The sequence below is a fragment of the Pseudomonas sp. Pseusp49 genome (genome assembly GCF_059491875.1).
The window spans coordinates 4,234,619-4,253,349 of the sequence record NZ_CP168514.1 but is presented as its reverse complement, the minus strand read 5'-3'; the positions used below and the strand labels follow the sequence as shown (position 1 = coordinate 4,253,349).

The window sequence follows — 18,731 nt, the reverse complement described above, 5'->3', positions numbered from 1 at the left end:
GCCATGTTCGAAGCCGCAAGGTTTGGCGATGAACTGTCGCACACCAGCGCCCTGGGCGGGTTTCTCATCGGCGCTGCGCTCGGTATTGCGCTGGTTGCCACGGTGGCGATCGCGACGTTCACCTGCGGGTTTGGCGTGGCCTTGTTGGCGGGTTTGGCCGCAGGCGTCGGAGGTAGCCTGCTCACCGCGGCCGGGGAGAAGATAGGCAGTATGTTTTCTTCACCCGCGGGGACGATCGTCACCGCGTCGCCCAACGTGTTCATCAACAGTCGCAAGGCTGCCCACGTCGAAAAGAGCACGGGGGCCTGCGACAAGCATCCCGGTCCGGTAAAGGTCGCCGAAGGTTCGACCAACGTCTTCATCAACGGCACGGCCGCCGCCCGCAAGGGCGACAAGATGACCTGCGGCGCGACGCTCTCCAGCGGCTCGGACAATGTCTTCATCGGTGGCGGAACCCATCGCTACCTGCCGGTGGACGACGAGATTCCCGGGTGGCTGCGGACCACGGTCGACATCCTCATGGCGGTCGCCGGTGCAGCGGGCGGTATCGCCCAATTGATCAAGGCCGGGACCCAGGCCGGCATGAAAGCCATCATGCCCTGCGCACTGAAATTTACCGCCGGGTTTGTCGCCGGTGAGGTTGCCTCGCGTTACGTCGTGGGACCGGCCATCGAGCGCGCGGTGGGTGGCCTGATCGGCAACCCCGTCGACGCCACCACCGGCCGCAAGGTCATTACCGACGAAACCGACTTCAGCCTGCCGGGCCTGATGCCGATCCAATGGTCCCGCTTCTATGCCAGCGACCTGAGCGTCGACAGTGTGCTCGGCAAGGGTTGGGTCTTGCCCTGGGAGCAAAGCCTGCGTCGCAGCGGCACCTTCGTGTACCTCACCGACAATCAGGGGCGCAGCGTTCCGTTCGTGGACGTGCAGCCGGGGGAGCGCATCTACAATCCCCATGAACAGGTGTATCTGGTCTGCACCGAGGGCGGTCATTATCTGCTGCAAACCCTCGACAACAGCTTTTTCTACTTCGGCGAAGTCGCGGACGACAATGTCCCGGTACCGCTGCAACGCATCGAAAACGCCCTGGGCCACTTCCTGCACTTCACCCGCACCGCCGAGGGCACGCTCACCGACATCAGTGCCACCGGGGGCGTGCGGGTGCACCTGCATTACGACAACCCGCTGGGCCGCCTGACCGACGTCAGGCGCGTGGTCGACAACGAGGCCGTTGAAACCCTGGTGCAGTACCGTTACGACGACAACGGCCAGCTCGCTGAAGTGATCAACCGCAACGGCGATTCGCTGCGTCGTTTCAGCTACATCGACGGCGTGATGGCCAGCCACAGCAACGCCCTGGGCCTGACCTGCAACTACCGTTGGGAGCCCATCGAAGGCCAGCAACGGGTAGTGGAACACTGGACCAGCGATGGCGAACGTTTCCAGTTCCGCTACGACATCAAGGGCCGCACCACCCGGGTCACCGACGTGCTCGGGCGCGAAGCCGAGCTTCACTACAACACCGATCATCGCGTCACCGCCAGCCGCGATTTCGGGGGCGAGCACTACGTCATCGACATCGATGACACGGGCAACATGACCGGCCTGACGCTGCCTGACGGCAACAGGATCACGCTCAAGTACGACGAGTACGCACGCCTGCTCGAGGAGACCGACCCGCTCGGGCGCACGATCAAATACCGCTATCACCACCTGACCCCGCTGATCACGCAGGTGGACTACCCAGACGGCAGCACCTGGCAAGCCCGCTACGACGCCAAGGGCAGCCTCATCGCCGAAGTCGACGCCCTCGGTCACACCACCGAATACCTCAACGGCGACGACGGCCTGCCACACACCATCATCGACGCGACCCACAAGTCCAAATACCTGTGGTGGAACACCCTGGCCCAGGTCGAGCGCTTCCAGGATTGCTCGGGTAAAAACACCACGTATCGCTTCGACGAGCGCCAGCACCTGGTCGCCGTCACCGACGCGCTGGGCCAGACCACCACGCTGGAACGCAAACCTGACGGCGAAGTGCTGCGCATCCATCACCCGGACGGCAGCGCCGAATCCTTCACCTACAACGCCCTCGGCCAAGTGCTCAGCCATACCGACGGCAAAGGCCAAACCACGCGCCTGCTACGCACCGCCCGGGGCCTGCCGAGCAGCCGCCAGGACGCCAAGGGGCAGCGCATTCGCTACGAGTACGACCCGGCGATTCGCCTGACGGCACTGATCAACGAAAACAACGCGGCGTACCAGTTCGCCTACGACGCGTCCGACCGGTTGGTCGAAGAAAAACGCATCGACAACCTGACCCGGCGCTTCAGCTACAACCTCGGTGGGCATCTGACCCAGGTCGACGAAATCGGCTACGGCGAGCGCGGCGAACGGCCACAGCGCCGCACCGAATTCGAGCGCGATGGCATTGGCCGGCTGCTGGCCAAGCTCAATGCCGATGCCCGTCAGGATTACGCGTACGACGACGCTGATCGCCTGCTGTCGATCCAGCGCCTGCCGAGCGCGCAGGGCAAGCAACTCGGCGTCAGCGAAGAAACCCTCGAATTCTCCTACGACCTGCTCGGCCGCCTGATCCAGGAGACTACGGCGCAACGCGCCTTGTCCTACGAGTACGACCCACTGAGCAACCTCACCACGCTGACGTTGCCCACCGGCCAACACCTCAATCACCTGTACTACGGCAGCGGCCACCTGCACCAACTCAACCTCGACGGGCAGCTCATCAGCGACATCGAGCGCGACGACCTGCACCGCGAAGTCCTGCGCACTCAGGGCACCCTCACCAGCTGCTTCGGCTACGACGCGATGGGCCGCAAGAGCTGGCAGTTCGCCTCGCGCCTGCCGGCGGAAAAACTCTCGCGCCTCCACAACCCCGGCATCCAGCCCGACCTGCTGGTCGAGCACGCCTACAACCCGATCCACCGCCGTCACCAGTACGACCCGGCCGGCGAACTGACCCGCACCCTCGACAAACTGCGCGGCGAGATCAAGTACCAATACGAAGCCAACGGCCAGTTGCACAGCCGCGACACCGGCCAGTTGATCGACAGCGAAGAGTTCCGCTACGACGCCGCGGCGAACCGGCTGAACTTCAACACCAGCCAGTTCGACCACGTCAAGGACAACCGCCTCAAGCGCTGGCGGGATCAGGAGTATGCCTACGATGCGTGGGGCAACCTGATTGAGAAACGCAGCGGCATGGGCACGCTGCAGACGTTTCGTTATGACTGTGAGAATCGGCTGGTTCGGGCTGAGACGTTGGTCAATGGCAAGCTGGAAAGTACCGGTTCGTATCGGTACGACAGTCTGGGGCGGCGGGTTGCCAAGGATTCAGAGGTCAAGGGTCGGACCGAGCAGAAGCACTTTTTGTGGCAAGGCCTGCGGATGCTGCGTGAGGAAAGTCCGGGGCGGAGCAGTCTGTACCTGTATGAGCCGGGGAGTTATGCGCCGCTGGCGCGTGTGGACCAGGCGGAGGGTGAAGAGCCGCAGCTTTACTACTTCCATACCGACCAGATTGGTACGCCGCTGGAGATGACTGACCGGGAAGGGCAGATCGTCTGGCAGGCGACGTACAAGGCTTGGGGATCGCTGGAGCGATTGGACGTCAACAAAGTCGAGCAGAATCTGCGGTTTCAGGGGCAGTATTTCGATGAGGAGACAGGGCTGCACTACAACACGTTTCGGTATTACGATCCGGAGGTGGGGCGGTTTGTTACGCAGGATCCGATTGGTTTGTTGGGGGGGGGTAATCTCTATCAATATGCACCCAATACCACTGGTTGGATTGACCCGTTTGGCCTATGCAAAAGTTCTGCAAGTGGTGTTAAAGGCACAAATAAAGCACGGCATGATCTTGAGCGAAATGGATATAAGGTGGTTTCGGAAGAGGTGACGATGAAAGTTAATGGTAGTAGGGTTCGCGCCGATATAGTCGCTCAAGATGCACATGGGAGTTATCACGTATTCGAGGTTAAGCATGGTTCTGGTGGACTCACTAAGAATCAAAAAGCCGCTGGAGTCTATGATATGTCAAGTCCTGCCAACACTACGCAGCATCTGGGTGGTGGGACCATAAAACAATCGCAAGGCACAGCAGGCACATTCAAAGTTGATACTAAAGGTAAGCCTGGTAAGTCCTTAGGCGGCAAAGGCGCCGTTCATAATGCTACGTTCAATGTTTTGAAATATGGGTGATTTTATGAGTAAAGAAGATAGGGTTTATTTTGAGAGTGAGCTGCTTAAAGAGCTGAAGGGTCTTGAATGGCCTGGCTTGTCGATTAAGGCGGTAAAGGGAGGGGTTAAATTTCGCTGGGAAAAAAAATTAGTAGCTGAGCTTGATTTTCAGTATTTGGTAAATTCGAATGCATATGTCCTGAATGGCATAGTCTTCGGGGGGCCTATTTTTGACTGTTCTTCTGAGGTCAATCCTCCTTATAAAAGCAATTTGGGTAGTGCTGCGTGTTTCTCATTTACAACATCAGGAAGACAAGATAAAAAATTCGGCACAAGTATATATGGCACCATAAGTGTGCCTAAGCGAGAGGATGCTGGTGCGATATGTGCGCATATCCGGCGCGCGCTTGAAAGCCACTATATCCCCCTCATGGCAGGGTGCATACTGCCAAGCGCCCGGACTGTTGATGATGTGCTGGCATCTCCGACTGACTATGCATATCCCGCGTTATTTATTCATTGTGCTGTTGCTTGTAATTCAGAAATCATCAGCAGCGAAAATCTTGAGAAGGTGAAGTTGAATAAAAAGATAATTAAGAATAAAGATTTTGATTTGGGGCTTTTGAGCGGCTTATAGTATTGTTGGCTGTGCATTAGCTTGGGTGTTGACACTATTGAAAGTTGAGAGTGTCAGCTCGAGTATTTCCTGCATTCGTTTTGGGTTTGCTCTTTAATAATTTAATTAAAAGTGGTTGCGAGGTTAGCGCAGCCACTTACCCCGCTATGAACGGAGACTCTTCTGGCAACGTATTCATTGGCGGTGGCACACACCGCTATCTGCCGGTAGACGACGGGATCCCCGGCTGGCTGCGAACCACGGTCGATATCATCATAGCAGTCGCCGGTGCGGCGGGCGGTATCGCTCAATTGATCAAGGCCGGGACACAGGCCGGCATGAAAGCCATCATGCCCTGCGTGTTGAAATTCACCGCCGGCTTCGTCGCGGGTGAGGTTGCCAGTCGCTACGTCGTAGGACCGGCTATCGAGCGTGCAGTCGGCGGTCTGATCGGCAACCCTGTCGATGCCACCAGCGGCCGCAAGGTCATCCCTGACGAAACTGATTTCAGCCTCCCAGGCCTGATGCCCATCGACTGGTCACGCTTCTACGCCAGCGACCTGACCGTCGACAGCGTGCTCGGCAGAGGTTGGGTCTTGCCTTGGGAGCAGAGCCTGCGCAGAAGCGGCAGCTTCGTCTACCTCACGGATAACCAGGGGGGTAGTGTCCCCTTTGTGGATGTGGAGCCAGGTGATCGCATCTATAACCCCTATGAGCAGCTCCACCTGGTCCGCACCGAAGGCGGCCATTACCTGCTGCAAACCCTCGACAACCTGTTCTTCTACTTCGGCGAGGTGCCGGACGACAACAGCGTTGTCCCGCTGCAACGCCTGGAAAATGCCCTCGGGCATTACCTGCATTTCACCCGCACGGCTGAAGGCCGGTTGACCGACATCAGCGCCACGGGTGGTGTTCGGGTGCACCTGCACTATGACAACCCGCTGGGGCGCCTGACCGACGTCAAGCGCGTCGTCGACAACCAGACGGTTGAAACCCTGGTGCAGTATCGCTATGACGACAACGGCCAACTCATCGAGGTGATCAATCGCAACAGCGATTCGATGCGCCGCTTCAGCTACGCCGATGGTGTGATGGCCAGCCACAGCAACGCCCTGGGCCTGAGCTGTCATTACCGCTGGGAAACCATTGAAGGCCAGTTGCGTGTGGTGGAGCACTGGACCAGCGATGGCGAACACTTTCACTACCGCTACGACTTCAAGCACCGCACCTCGTGGGCCACTGACGCACTGGGGCGCGAGCTCCTGGTCCACTACAACGAAGATCGCCGCGTGATTGCCAGTCGCGACTTCGGCGGTGAACAGTACGCCATCGACCTCGACGAAGCGGGCAACATGACCGGTCTCAAGCTGCCGGATGGAAACCGGTTGGGGTTCAAGTACGACAACTTTTCGCGTTTGCTTGAAGAAACCGACCCATTGGGCCGCCAGATCAAATACAAGTACCACCTCGGTACTACGCTGGTCACAGAAACCACCTTCCTGGACGGCAGCGTCTGGCAGGCCCGCTACGACGCCAAGGGCAACCTCATCGCCGAAGTCGACGCCCTCGGTCACACCACCGAATACCTCAACGGCGACGATGGCCTGCCACACACCATCATCGACGCGACCCACAAGTCCAAATACCTGTGGTGGAACACCCTGGCCCAGGTCGAGCGCTTCCAGGATTGCTCGGGTAAAAACACCACGTATCGCTTCGACGAGCGCCAGTACCTGGTCGCCGTCACCGACGCGCTGGGTCAGACCACCACGCTGGAACGCAAACCCGACGGCGAAGTGCTGCGCATCCATCACCCGGACGGCAGCGCCGAATCCTTCACCTACAACGCCCTCGGCCAGGTACTGACGCACACCGACGGCAAAGGCCAGACCACGCGCCTGCTACGCACCGCCCGGGGCCTGCCGAGCAGCCGCCAGGACGCCAAGGGCCAGCGCATCCGCTATGAATACGACCCGGCGATTCGCCTGACGGCGCTGATCAACGAAAACAACGCGGCGTACCAGTTCGCCTACGACGCGTCCGACCGGTTGGTCGAAGAAAAACGCATCGACAACCTGACCCGGCGCTTCAGCTACAACCTCGGTGGGCATCTGACCCAGGTCGACGAAACCGGCTACGGCGAGCGCGGCGAACGGCCACAGCGCCGCACCGAATTCGAGCGCGATGGCATTGGCCGGCTGCTGGCCAAGCTCAATGCCGATGCCCGTCAGGATTACGCGTACGACGACGCTGATCGCCTGCTGTCGATCCAGCGCCTGCCGAGCGCGCAGGGCAAGCAACTCGGCGTCAGCGAAGAAACCCTCGAATTCTCCTACGACCTGCTCGGCCGCCTGATCCAGGAGACTACGGCGCAACGCGCCTTGTCCTACGAGTACGACCCACTGAGCAACCTCACCACGCTGACGTTGCCCACCGGCCAACACCTCAATCACCTGTACTACGGCAGCGGCCACCTGCACCAACTCAACCTCGACGGCCAGCTCATCAGCGACATCGAGCGCGACGACCTGCACCGCGAAGTGCTGCGTACACAGGGCAAACTCACCAGTTGTTTTGGCTACGACGCGATGGGCCGCAAGAGCTGGCAGTTCGCCTCGCGCCTGCCGGCGGAAAAACTCTCGCGCCTCCACAACCCCGGCATCCAGCCCGACCTGCTGGTCGAGCACGCCTACAACCCGATCCACCGCCGTCACCAGTACGACCCGGCCGGCGAACTGACCCGCACCCTCGACAAACTGCGCGGCGAGATCAAGTACGAGTACGAAGCCAACGGCCAGTTGCACAGCCGCGACACCGGCCAGCTGATCGACAGCGAAGAATTCCGCTACGACGCCGCGGCGAACCGGCTGAACTTCAACACCAGCCAGTTCGACCACGTCAAGGACAACCGCATCAAGCGCTGGCGGGATCAGGAATATGCCTACGATGCGTGGGGCAACCTGATTGAGAAACGCAGCGGGATGAACCGGCTGCAGACGTTCACGTATGACTGCGAAAACCGCCTCGTCAAAGCTGAGACGATGGTCAACGGCAAGCTGGAAAGTACCGGTTCGTATCGTTACGACAGCCTTGGGCGGCGGGTTGGCAAGGTGTCAGAGGTCGATGGCGTCACCGAGCAGAAGCATTTCCTGTGGCAAGGCTTGCGCATGTTGCGCGAGGAAACGCCGGGGCAGAGCAGCCTGTACATTTACGAGCCGGGTAGTTATGCGCCGTTGGCGCGGGTGGATCAGGCCGAGGGTGAGGAACAGCAGCTTTACTACTTCCACACCGACCAGATCGGTACGCCGCTGGAGATGACTGACCGGGAAGGGCAGATCGTCTGGCAGGCGACGTACAAGGCGTGGGGCTCGCTGGAGCGATTGGACGTCAACGAAGTCGATCAGAATCTGCGGTTTCAGGGGCAGTATTTCGATGATGAGACGGGGCTGCACTACAACACGTTTCGGTATTACGATCCGGAGGTGGGGCGGTTTGTTACGCAGGATCCGATTGGGTTGTTGGGTGGTAGTAATTTGTATGGTTATGCTCCCAACACAAACGGGTGGATTGACCCCCTGGGCTGGTGTGTCAGTGCTGTGGTTACACGTGGCGCAGCAGGACAACCTCTTCGAGCAACAGCGACAATTACCGCGAAAGATCTCGGTACTGGAACAGCGACGAATGCTTCATCAAGAGCTTGGGCACGTGCGCTGGGTGATTCAAAAGACGATGCGGGACATATAGTCGGAAAGCTTTTGGGTGGTTCAGGCGGTAAAGATGGTGTTTTTCCACAGCTCTCAAGAATAAATCGTGGTCTTTTTAGGGATTTTGAAGGGGAGGTTGCCAGTTTCGTAAGAAATAATGGGCCGGTGGATGTAGATATTAAATTTATCTATGGTGCATCAAGTACCAGGCCGACCAAGGTTGTGTATAACGTTTTTCAGCAAGGAAAAACTGTACTGTCGGATATTTTTAGTAACTGAGGTTGTTATGGAAGAAGAAGTTTCGGTGGTTGAGGCGTTGAAAGGATTTATGTCGGAAATGCGAGATTGGGAGACAGCTTTTCGCGATGAGCAGATGAGTCTGATCGATGCGGATAAAGATACATCTGACTGTGATAAAAAGTATGAAGTGGAACTTAAGAGGGTTCTAACCAAATTTTCTGTGTCAGATGAACGAAGCTGGGCTCGGCTGGTAGATCTCGGTTGTGGGTCTCCTCCGACTTATGATCCAGAGAGGGATGTAATAAACAAACCTGTTCAAGAAGGTAAAAATTACGCTGTGGTTGTCGAGCAGATGGCTAGGCTAAAGGCTGTATATAAGTTTGTTCTGAAAAATACTGGAAATGGCTGGTTGATAGTGAAAAAAGAAACAAAAAATGGTGATAAGTGGAAAAAAACCGCTCTTTGACCTTTGTGTAAAAGACGGTGGAGTGGTCTGTTGCACCTGTGGCGCGGTAATTCATGGGTGTGTTTAGTTGTTTGTCTGTGGTCAAGGATTAGTGGAGTTTGTGCCGTTCTTTAAAATTTTAACTTTCGAGTGGTTTAAGGTTTTTTAAGCCGTTTTCTCTTTAATCTAAAACTACATGGGAAACATTGGGTCGAGTATTCAAAAGTGCTCGCGCCGGCCAAAAGATCAATCGCCAGTATTATGGCGCAGCCACTTGCACCAACTCAACTTCGGCGGCCAACTGATCTGCGACATCGAACGGGACGACCTACACCCACCCCAGTATCCAGCCCGACCAGGCAGCAGATAGAGCTATTATGGTTAGAGACTACCGTTTAAAGATGCAGTATTCGTGAAGAAGTCTGAGCTCAAATATTGGTGTTGAGATATTTTTAAGTTAATAAGGGTGGGAGGGTTATTATGGGGTGGGCTGAACTGGAAGAATGTATATAAAGCTGCAAAGTCTGCTTTTTCGAGCCTGAAAGGTGCTCATCCTAATGAAGAGTTTTACGTATGTGCTCTATATACTGATACCGGTGCTTTGACCATTTGTCCATCTGCTAACTCTTTTCGTGGGTTGGAAGACAAGATAGGTCAAGAAGAAGAGGGAGATAGAACTTATGAAGTTGTTCAATGTTATAAGTGGGCATCTTCTGAGTGGGCGTATGAAGCTTGGCAAAGTGAAGAGTTTGAAGGGGTATGCAAGGCTCTAAGGGAGTCTGCAGAGCGGAGCGATTTTGAGAGTTTTCAGGCGCAGGTTTTTCAAGTGATGACAAACGCTCTTCATTTGCTAAAGAATGAGGGTTTTTTTTGAATCTTTTAATGCTCATCAGTCTCCTGTTCTGTTTGTAACTATCACAGATGATGATCGTGCAGAGGAATTTGAAAATAAGTCCGCAGAATTTCTTAATGGTGAGCAGGTTTTTGATGAGTTTGTAAGTCGTTACAATGGTGTGGAGTAAGAGTCTCATCGACGCACGACTCGTTACCTAAAAATTCCTTGTCAGGAATTCCCGGTCCGCATACCGCAAGTGAAGTTCTCAGGACAACAATTCAACAAGGAAGAAAGGCTCTGCCGCCTGGTGCAATAACTGATTTGGGATTGTAATATGATTGATATTGACGAAGAGTGTAAAAAAATAGAAGGGTCAGAATTTTTTTATAATATGGGGGGTGACGGGGCTGACGATGGTCGTTTGATATATATAAAAAATGTCCGCAAGGTTTTTGTAGAGCCTTCTGATGCTGAGTTTAAGGGGCGCTACGATGGTGTTGAATGGCTGCCCACATCCCCAACTCAACCGGACCCTTTTTATAATATTCCTAATCCATATTCTGATCTTGTTGCTATGCGGATGAAGGTAAATAAGGCGGTAATGGCTGCGACTAAAAATCTTGATAAAAATAAATTTTTGTGTGCGCCGCATGACTTTAGCCTTGCGGCAAGAAATGGAATCTGTTTCGCTTTTAGGCAATATGTCTCTGAAGAGTATTACGGACTTGGTGATCGATGGTCGACAATAATAAAATTGTATTACTGTGGTCGCTGGCCTGTTGGCTTCTGTAAGGATGAAATAGTCGTTATTTGATTTGCGATGGATGAGTTGAGTATCTCCGTTGTCGGCAGTTTGGTGAGGGATTTTTAGTTGGTGTAGTTATGTGCGCTTCGCTCTTTTACAATATGATTAGTTTGTGGTCAGGTGATCTAATGCTCCGTTCATGTCGTCGACGACGCAATTCCCTGCCGCATCAATGCCTTGAGCCTGAACTGTAATTACCTCTGAGAAAACATCCACAGCGGCTAACGTGTGGTGGAGCAATGGACCAGCTATGGTGAGCCCTCAGCATCGGTCGGCTGCTGGCCAAGCTCAATGCCGATGCCCGTCAGGATTACGCCTACGCCTACGCCTACGCCTACGCCTACGACGACGCTGATCGCCTGCCGACCGCGCAGGGCAAGCAACTCGGCGTCAGCGAAGAAACCCTCGAATTCTCCTACGACCTGCTCGGCCGCTTGATCCAGGAGACCACGGCGCAAGGCGCCTTGTCCTACGAATACGACCCACTGACCAACCTGACCACGCTGACATTGCCCACGGCCAACACCTCAATCACCTGTACTACGGCAGCGGCCACTTGCACCAACTCAACCTCGACGGCCAACTGATCAGCGACATTTAGCGCGACGACCTGCACCGCGAAGTCCTGCGCACCCAGGGCACGCTCACCAGCTGCTTCGGTGTCGACAGTGATTCGTGCAAGGTAATAGGAGTTTGGTAATGAGTGATTTGGATTTTACTTTGTGCAGCATACCGATGCTAATGTCTAGAAATAAAAGTTCCGAATATCAGAGACAGATAATTGTGCGGTATACAGTTTTAATGAGTTTCCTTAAGGTGCGAGGTCTGATTTTTAAGGAGCCATTTGATAATGATGGTAATTTGAAGATGGATTTGGTTATAAAGAAATCAGATGCCACTTCTCAATGCCTTGAACTATTCAAGAAAGCAGTTCCGGCTTGGCATGCCTACGTGGATAAAGGTGGAGATGTTAATAATACAAGCAAAATTGAAAAGGCGTTGGCTAAAATCCCATGAGTTGTATCTAATTAAGTGGCTGGGAATTTGATCTCAGTCACGTCAGCTGCGTTGGCAACAACGCCCCGGGCCGTAAGAGCAGGCAGTTCGCCTCGCGCCTACCGGCGGAAAAACTCTCGCGCATCCACAACCCCGGCATCCAGCCTGCATCACCATGGAAATATGAAATCCACATGCTAAAGGTGAGGTGTAGTATGGCAATAGTATATAAGCCAGGTTTAAAATCTGTAGATGTTGATTATATTGAGACGGAAATTGGTAGAGCGCTTTCAGTTGGGTATAGAGAGTTTTTATGTAAGATGAATGGGTTTTACTTGACGGCGCCTGATTACGCCCAGATACCGTTAAGCGCTGTTGATGAGGGAGTTATAAGTTTTGATCGGTTTTTTGGGCTTTTACCTGAGGAAGATTGCAGTGATGTAATTTGTTTTAATAAGGAGTTTATTGAGGAGCTTGAGTTTCTCGACGAGGCTGTGGCTATCGGCGAGGATGGAGGAGGTAATCCCTACGTAATGGTTGGCAAACGTGGTGAGCAAGGTATTTATTATTGGGATAGGACCCATCTTCATGAGTCTGACTTAAAGAATTATTTTGATATCCCGGAGCGGAACGAACGTGGCAACTTGTTTTTTGTCTCTGGGAGCTTTGTTGAGTTTTATGATTTGGTTGTTAAGTGTGTGGGTGGTGTGCCGATTTTTGTAGAGGATATTTAAAGCGAGCTGGCCGATTGTCGAATATCGACCTGGCGTTGGGATGAAGTCCATCCAGAACAAATGGCACTCTAACACTCTGGCGGAACATGTCCCTGTTAACTCAAAGGGACGACTATACAAAAAATTGTGGAAAAAAATCATGTTTACAATTGCTTATAAAGGTGGTGGAAGCGGTTGTCCGGAGGGAGGGGTTTGCGGAGAGCTGGTTGGGTACAATTGGAACTCAAATGATTTTGAGGATGATAAATTTCCACCCGAGGGAGCGATTCTAGATTTTTACGCACAACATAAAACTGTTGAGGCGGACTTTTTTTATTTTGGTAGTGAATTTATTTGCTCTGGTGGTCTTTTAGCGTTGATTGAAAAATCTAACTGCGGGGTTGTGGATGTCAGGGAGGTTCGGCTTCGTCAGGAGAGTAAAATCTCACCAGTTTCATCAAAGAAGTACTTTTTGGTTCGTAGTCGAGAAATTCATAAAATTTTAGATATGGAGAAATCGAAATATGAATTGAGGCTTGATCCGGTTACGAAGAATCCAGAAGAAGATGCATTTCATGCTGGTAGAGTAATTTTTGACGTGATATCCGAATTTAGTATAAAAAAAGAAGTGTGTGATTTGGACTTTTTTATTGCTTCCGAAATGCTGAGGGGAGAGTATGTTTTTTCAGCTGGCCTAGGGGAGGGGATTATTGGTCTTGATTTGAAGGGTGTGATGATAAAGCCGTTGTCAGAGTTGGAGTATGATGCGAGATTGGATTTTTAGGACGGAGAGGTTTTTTCTTCTGTTACTACTTTTTGGTCGGGGGGGTGGGTGCAAATATTAAGCTGGGTTGTTCGAGTTAAAATAATAGCTCATAAGTTTCTTGCAGTTTTTTTTGTGCAAGGGGCTGATCTCATTCGTATAGCTATCTGCAGCGTTAGATCCTGTGGCGAAAAAAATTCATAGCAGTCTAAGTACATGTGGATGAGGTCATTATGATAACAGTAAAACAAATTATTCCTTCTCATGGCGGTGCTATTACTTCGGGTATCATGTTTGGGGGGCAGGAAGCGGAGGTCGTAGTATGGCCGGTTAACCCTGATGGAGATCCTCTTACCCTGGTTGCTTCGATAGATTGCTCTAAAATTAAAGGCGACATAAAAAACAACAGCCTGCCAGGTGCAGGTGTGTTGTACGTCTTTTCGACTTATAGTAAGTCTGACTATTTTCTTGAGAATATAACGTACAGTGGAGATCCTTCAGAGTTAGAATCTATTTTGAGTGGATATACTCTAGTTGTGCGCAGTGAGGGCGGTGTGTTTCAAGCAAGCCCTGTAGATAGTATTCCAGAGGTGGCGACGGAGTTAAAAGACAGGAAAATAGAAGAGGAGGACTTTCCCGTTTTCTCTATGCTTTCAGATTCGGCCCCTCATGGAATGATCCTTCCTGAGACTTTAACTGTAGAATATGATTTTATCTGTCAGCTGTATTCATCAGATTTTTCAGAGCCTTTTAAGGATATTTTTTATCTCACCGATGCAGTTGGGTATTTGTTTTTGAAAAAAAATGGGAGCGGGGAAGGGGTGTTTTTTGTTCAAACAGGTTGAGAAACAAAGCGAACTCGATGGGTGAGGTCTAGGGTGGCTATAGTCCGTAAAATCACTTGAGTGCTTTTGCGTAGGGTTTTATTGTGGTGGGGTTTGCATTGAAAGTTGCATCTGGAAGAAACTTCTATTCTGAGCAGTGCGGCGTAGTAAAGCTTTCAAAGTTTCATGTAATGAGGGTGATGTGAAGTCGTATGGCATCAGAGAAATTTTGGAAAGCATGCACGCAATGCCAAGCGTTTAAATTTTACTACGAAAATAACGAATTTTAAGATTTTTTAAGTTGGCTAGTTTGTCCGCTCTTTAAGAATCTAGATTAATCCGGACAGCAAATTTCCTAGTGGTGGGGGCACAGAATACACGCCATGAACATGCAGCCCCCAGCCAGTCCCTGGCACCGACGGCAAAGGCCAGACCACGCGCCTGCTACGCACCGCCCGGGACCTGCCGAGCAGCCGCCAGGACGCCAAGGGCCAGCGCATCCGCTACGAGTACGACCCGGCGATTCGCCTGACGGCACTGATCAACGAAAACAACGCGGCGTACCAGTTCGCCTACGATGCGTCCGACCGGTTGGTCGAAGAAAAACGCATCGACAACCTGACCCGGCGCTTCAGCTACAACCTCGGTGGGCATCTGACCCAGGTCGACGAAACCGGCTACGGCGAACGCGGCGAACGACCACAACGCCGCACCGAATTCGAGCGCGATGGCATTGGCCGGCTGCTGGCCAAGCTCAATGCCGATGCCCGTCAGGATTACGCGTACGACGACGCTGATCGCCTGCTGTCGATCCAGCGCCTGCCGAGCGCGCAGGGCAAGCAACTCGGCGTCAGCGAAGAAACCCTCGAATTCTCCTACGACCTGCTCGGCCGCCTGATCCAGGAGACTACGGCGCAAGGCACCTTGTCCTACGAGTACGACCCACTGAGCAACCTCACCACGCTGACGTTGCCCACCGGCCAACACCTCAATCACCTGTACTACGGCAGCGGCCACCTGCACCAACTCAACCTCGACGGGCAGCTCATCAGCGACATCGAGCGCGACGACCTGCACCGCGAAGTCCTGCGCACCCAGGGCACGCTCACCAGCTGCTTCGGCTACGACGCGATGGGCCGCAAGAGCTGGCAGTTCGCCTCGCGCCTGCCGGCGGAAAAACTCTCGCGCCTCCACAACCCCGGCATCCAGCCCGACCTGCTGGTCGAGCACGCCTACAACCCGATCCACCGCCGTCACCAGTACGACCCGGCCGGCGAACTGACCCGCACCCTCGACAAACTGCGCGGCGAGATCAAGTACGAGTACGAAGCCAACGGCCAGTTGCACAGCCGCGACACCGGCCAGTTGATCGACAGCGAAGAATTCCGCTACGACGCCGCGGCGAACCGGCTGAACTTCAACACCAGCCAGTTCGACCACGTCAAGGACAACCGCCTCAAGCGCTGGCGGGATCAGGAGTATGCCTACGATGCGTGGGGCAACCTGATTGAGAAACGCAGCGGCATGGGCACGCTGCAGACGTTTCGTTATGACTGTGAGAATCGGCTGGTTCGGGCTGAGACGTTGGTCAATGGCAAGCTGGAAAGTACCGGTTCGTATCGGTACGACAGTCTGGGGCGGCGGGTTGCCAAGGATTCAGAGGTCAAGGGTCGGACCGAGCAGAAGCACTTTTTGTGGCAAGGCCTGCGGATGCTGCGTGAGGAAAGTCCGGGGCGGAGCAGTCTGTACCTGTATGAGCCGGGGAGTTATGCGCCGCTGGCGCGTGTGGACCAGGCGGAGGGTGAAGAGCAGCAGCTTTACTACTTCCATACCGACCAGATTGGTACGCCGCTGGAGATGACTGACGCGGACGGGAGCATTGTCTGGCAGGCGACGTACAAGGCTTGGGGTTCGGTTGAGAAGCTGACGGTCAATGAAGTCGAGCAGAACCTGCGGTTTCAGGGGCAGTATTTCGACGACGAGACGGGGCTGCACTACAACACGTTTCGGTATTACGATCCGGGGGTGGGGCGGTTTGTTACGCAGGATCCGATTTCTTTATCAGGAGGCATGAATTTTTACTCGTATGCACCAAGCCCTAATAACTGGGTTGATCCATTAGGTTGGTGTTCTACGAAGTTAGGTAACAACATGGGAGCACGTACCGGCGATGGAATGGCAAATCACCATTTGATACCCGAAGAGCTGATAAAAAGTACTCAGTTCAAAAAAATGTTTGGTAGGCTGAACAAAATTGGTTGGGATCCGGATGGGGCGTCCAATGGGATTTTTCTACCTGGCTCAAAAGATCTAGCCAAAACTACTGGCATGCCGGGGCACTGGTCGAATCACGGTCAGTACACTGAAGCTGTAAAAAACAAGTTGGTGAAACTTAACAATAACCTAAATAATTTGACTGATATAGATCGGGCGCTTGGCGTGAAAAATGTTCAAACGTGGGCTGCTCAGGGTCTAGAAGGCGGGCTATTTAAACTTGATGCCATAACTGGTCGGTTGCTTTAAAGGTGGAAAAATGAAAGATATATATATTATTAGTTATGAGCCGGATGGTGAGGGTGCGCCATTTTTTTTTGATTTGAGTTGGGTTCCCGATTTGCCAACCTTCCATTATCCCTCCGAAAACCCAGAGCAAGGTGCCTTAAGCGACTGCTATCGAGCAATGGCTGATGTTCCCCAATTAACGGCAGATTGGTTGCCGGATCATTTTTTGGCGTCCAAAGACTTTTTGGCTGTCTGCGATGTTTTTGAGTGCAAGTATGTTAGCAGGCCGGTTGAACTTTTTACTCCGGGGGTGGCTAAGCAAGATAAGTCATATTTTTTCTTCGCCGTTGTCGAAAGGCTGAGAGCTATGGATTTGGATAGTTCCTCTTTCGTGCTGGATAGTAATGTGAAGTCAGGCGCTCTCGATTTGAGGGGTTCAACTTATGAACGTATTGATAAGCTTGTAGTTTCGGAAAGTGTTGATTCTGATTTGTTCTATTTTGAAGAGATTCATGAGGTTGTATGTTCTGCTCGCTTCCTTAATGAGTGTATTAATAAGAGAATCCATGGTCTTACCTTTAAAAAAATAGATAATGATTATCGGTATGCGCCCTGGGATGATTTTTAGTTAGACGAAGCCGAATGTTATGACGGTGAGAATCGGTTGTTCCGGGCTGAGACGCTGGTTAATGGCAGGCTGGAAAGTACGGGGCCGTATCGGTACTACAGCCTGGGGCGGCGGGTTGCCAAGGTTTCAGAGGTCAACGGTAAAACCAACTCAACCTCGACGGCCAGCTGATCAGCGACATCGAGCGCGACGACCTGCACCGCGAAGTCCTGCGCACCCAGGGCACGCTCACCAGCTGCTTCGGCTACGACGCGATGGGCCGCAAGAGCTGGCAGTTCGCCTCGCGCCTGCCGGCGGAAAAACTCTCGCGCATCCACAACCCCGGCATCCAGCCCGACCTGCTGGTCGAACACGCCTACAACCCGATCCACCGCCGTCACCACTACGACCCGGCCGGCGAACTGACCCGCACCCTCGACAAACTGCGCGGCGAGATCAAGTACCAATACGAAGCCAACGGCCAGCTGCACAGCCGCGACACCGGCCAGTTGATCGACAGTGAAGAATTCCGCTACGACGCGGCGGTGAACCGGCTGAACTTCAACACCAGCCAGTTTGACCACGTCAAGGACAACCGCCTCAAGCGCTGGCGGGATCAGGAATATGCCTACGATGCGTGGGGCAACCTGATTGAAAAGCACAGCGGGATGGGCACGCTGCAGACGTTTCGTTATGACTGTGAGAATCGGCTAGTCCGGGCTCAGACGTTGGTCAATGGCAAGCTCGTAAGTACCGGTTCGTATCGGTGCGACAGCCTAGGGCGGCGGGTTGCCACGGTTTCAGAGATCAACGGTCGGACCGAGCAGAAGCACTTTTTATGGCAAGGCCTGCGAAAGAGGGACGTAAAGGTAAACTTAATGGTAAGGCTGGACAGCCACTAAAAGGAACATGTTGATGAGTATATTAAAGGTTAAAGAGCCTGTAACGATTGCTGCTGTGATTGAGGCCGTGCAAGCGGGTGATGTTATAATTGATGATCTGTGTGTGTACGTTGAAGATGATGTTGGAACTATAACTCCAGAGCTTGTTTTTTATTTGGATGCATATCCTGAAATGGCTGGAGATGTTGAAGTTTACAGTGATTTTGTGGCGGCGAATGAATTGGAGTTAATTTATTATGGTCAGCAGTTTAATGATGTGCTGAGGAATGTTCTCGAGCAGGAGGTATCTGCAAATATAGTTAAAGTGGTGGCTGCGCTTAATTACTATCTTGAAAATGACGATTTTATGGAAGTGAATTAGTGGTGTGTTGAAGGGTGTAAGTGCGTTGGAGGGGGTAAAGTCGTTGTTGGCTTTAATGCTCGACTTGCAGTTGATCGAATAAAGGGAGGGGTTTCAATTAGGTAGTATGGCTTTTCTGAAGTTTTGGCGTTGTACTTTGATGTCTTTTTGAGGCTTTGGTGGGTGGTGTTTGTATAGCTCCTTAAAATTATGTGTTTGGAATGGTTTGGGAGCTTCCT

At 53.1% G+C, this 18,731-nt stretch carries 13 protein-coding genes and 3 pseudogenes; 15 read left to right on the top strand and 1 reads right to left on the bottom strand.

Translation table 11 applies throughout. The annotated features are described in order from the left end of the window. Positions 1-3: 3 nt before the first annotated feature. From ACEN83_RS19010 to ACEN83_RS18985, 6 genes are all read left to right on the top strand, one after another. Positions 4-4,221 (top strand): RHS repeat-associated core domain-containing protein, encoded by a 4,218-nt coding sequence (locus ACEN83_RS19010; protein WP_495578066.1) that lies wholly within the window; start codon positions 4-6, stop codon positions 4,219-4,221. A 4-nt stretch (positions 4,222-4,225) separates the two neighbouring features. Continuing rightward, positions 4,226-4,837: a hypothetical protein gene (locus ACEN83_RS19005; RefSeq protein WP_495578065.1), complete on the top strand. Its 612-nt coding sequence runs from the start codon at positions 4,226-4,228 to the stop codon at positions 4,835-4,837. 146 nt (positions 4,838-4,983) lie between these two features. Continuing rightward, on the top strand, positions 4,984-8,799 hold the full coding sequence (locus tag ACEN83_RS19000; protein ID WP_495578064.1) for an RHS repeat-associated core domain-containing protein: 3,816 nt from the start codon (positions 4,984-4,986) through the stop codon (positions 8,797-8,799). 7 nt (positions 8,800-8,806) lie between these two features. Further along, on the top strand, positions 8,807-9,226 hold the full coding sequence (locus ACEN83_RS18995) for an NTF2 fold immunity protein (RefSeq protein ID WP_218500399.1): 420 nt from the start codon (positions 8,807-8,809) through the stop codon (positions 9,224-9,226). A gap of 445 nt (positions 9,227-9,671) precedes the next feature. Beyond that, positions 9,672-10,079 carry a DUF4303 domain-containing protein gene (locus ACEN83_RS18990; RefSeq protein WP_495578063.1) on the top strand — a complete coding sequence of 136 codons (408 nt, stop codon included), beginning with the start codon at positions 9,672-9,674 and terminating at the stop codon, positions 10,077-10,079. Between the two features lie 295 nt (positions 10,080-10,374). After that, entirely contained in the window at positions 10,375-10,854 is a 480-nt protein-coding gene (locus tag ACEN83_RS18985; RefSeq protein WP_495578062.1) for a hypothetical protein, read from the top strand. A 239-nt stretch (positions 10,855-11,093) separates the two neighbouring features. Here the strand turns inward: ACEN83_RS18985 and ACEN83_RS18980 are convergent, their stop codons facing one another. After that, positions 11,094-11,303 (bottom strand): hypothetical protein, encoded by a 210-nt coding sequence (locus ACEN83_RS18980; protein ID WP_495578061.1) that lies wholly within the window; start codon positions 11,301-11,303, stop codon positions 11,094-11,096. On the opposite strand from ACEN83_RS18980, the pseudogene ACEN83_RS18975 reads away from it, so the two are divergent. The 9 genes and pseudogenes from ACEN83_RS18975 to ACEN83_RS18935 all read left to right on the top strand — a co-directional run. Then, positions 11,205-11,515: pseudogene (locus tag ACEN83_RS18975) on the top strand (hypothetical protein); the annotation flags it as partial. The gene ACEN83_RS18980 and the pseudogene ACEN83_RS18975 overlap by 99 nt on opposite strands. Positions 11,516-11,544: 29 nt before the next feature. Continuing rightward, the gene (locus tag ACEN83_RS18970; protein ID WP_495578060.1) at positions 11,545-11,862 is read left to right on the top strand and encodes a hypothetical protein; all 318 of its coding nucleotides are present in this window, start codon (positions 11,545-11,547) and stop codon (positions 11,860-11,862) included. A gap of 194 nt (positions 11,863-12,056) precedes the next feature. Then, complete coding sequence (locus ACEN83_RS18965; RefSeq protein WP_495578059.1) at positions 12,057-12,575, top strand: SMI1/KNR4 family protein; 519 nt, start codon at positions 12,057-12,059, stop codon at positions 12,573-12,575. A gap of 40 nt (positions 12,576-12,615) precedes the next feature. Continuing rightward, the gene (locus ACEN83_RS18960) at positions 12,616-13,338 is read left to right on the top strand and encodes a hypothetical protein (RefSeq protein ID WP_495578058.1); all 723 of its coding nucleotides are present in this window, start codon (positions 12,616-12,618) and stop codon (positions 13,336-13,338) included. Positions 13,339-13,550: 212 nt separating this feature from the next. Next, positions 13,551-14,162, top strand: a complete 612-nt coding sequence (locus tag ACEN83_RS18955) for a DUF1963 domain-containing protein (RefSeq protein ID WP_495578057.1) — start codon at positions 13,551-13,553, stop codon at positions 14,160-14,162. A gap of 378 nt (positions 14,163-14,540) precedes the next feature. Beyond that, positions 14,541-16,664, top strand: a pseudogene (locus tag ACEN83_RS18950) (RHS repeat-associated core domain-containing protein); the annotation flags it as partial. A 10-nt stretch (positions 16,665-16,674) separates the two neighbouring features. Continuing rightward, positions 16,675-17,271 carry an imm11 family protein gene (locus ACEN83_RS18945; protein WP_495578056.1) on the top strand — a complete coding sequence of 199 codons (597 nt, stop codon included), beginning with the start codon at positions 16,675-16,677 and terminating at the stop codon, positions 17,269-17,271. A gap of 143 nt (positions 17,272-17,414) precedes the next feature. Then, a pseudogene (locus tag ACEN83_RS18940) lies at positions 17,415-18,104 on the top strand (RHS repeat domain-containing protein); the annotation flags it as partial. Between the two features lie 61 nt (positions 18,105-18,165). Next, complete coding sequence (locus tag ACEN83_RS18935) at positions 18,166-18,513, top strand: DUF7716 domain-containing protein (RefSeq protein WP_495578055.1); 348 nt, start codon at positions 18,166-18,168, stop codon at positions 18,511-18,513. Positions 18,514-18,731 lie beyond the last annotated feature (218 nt).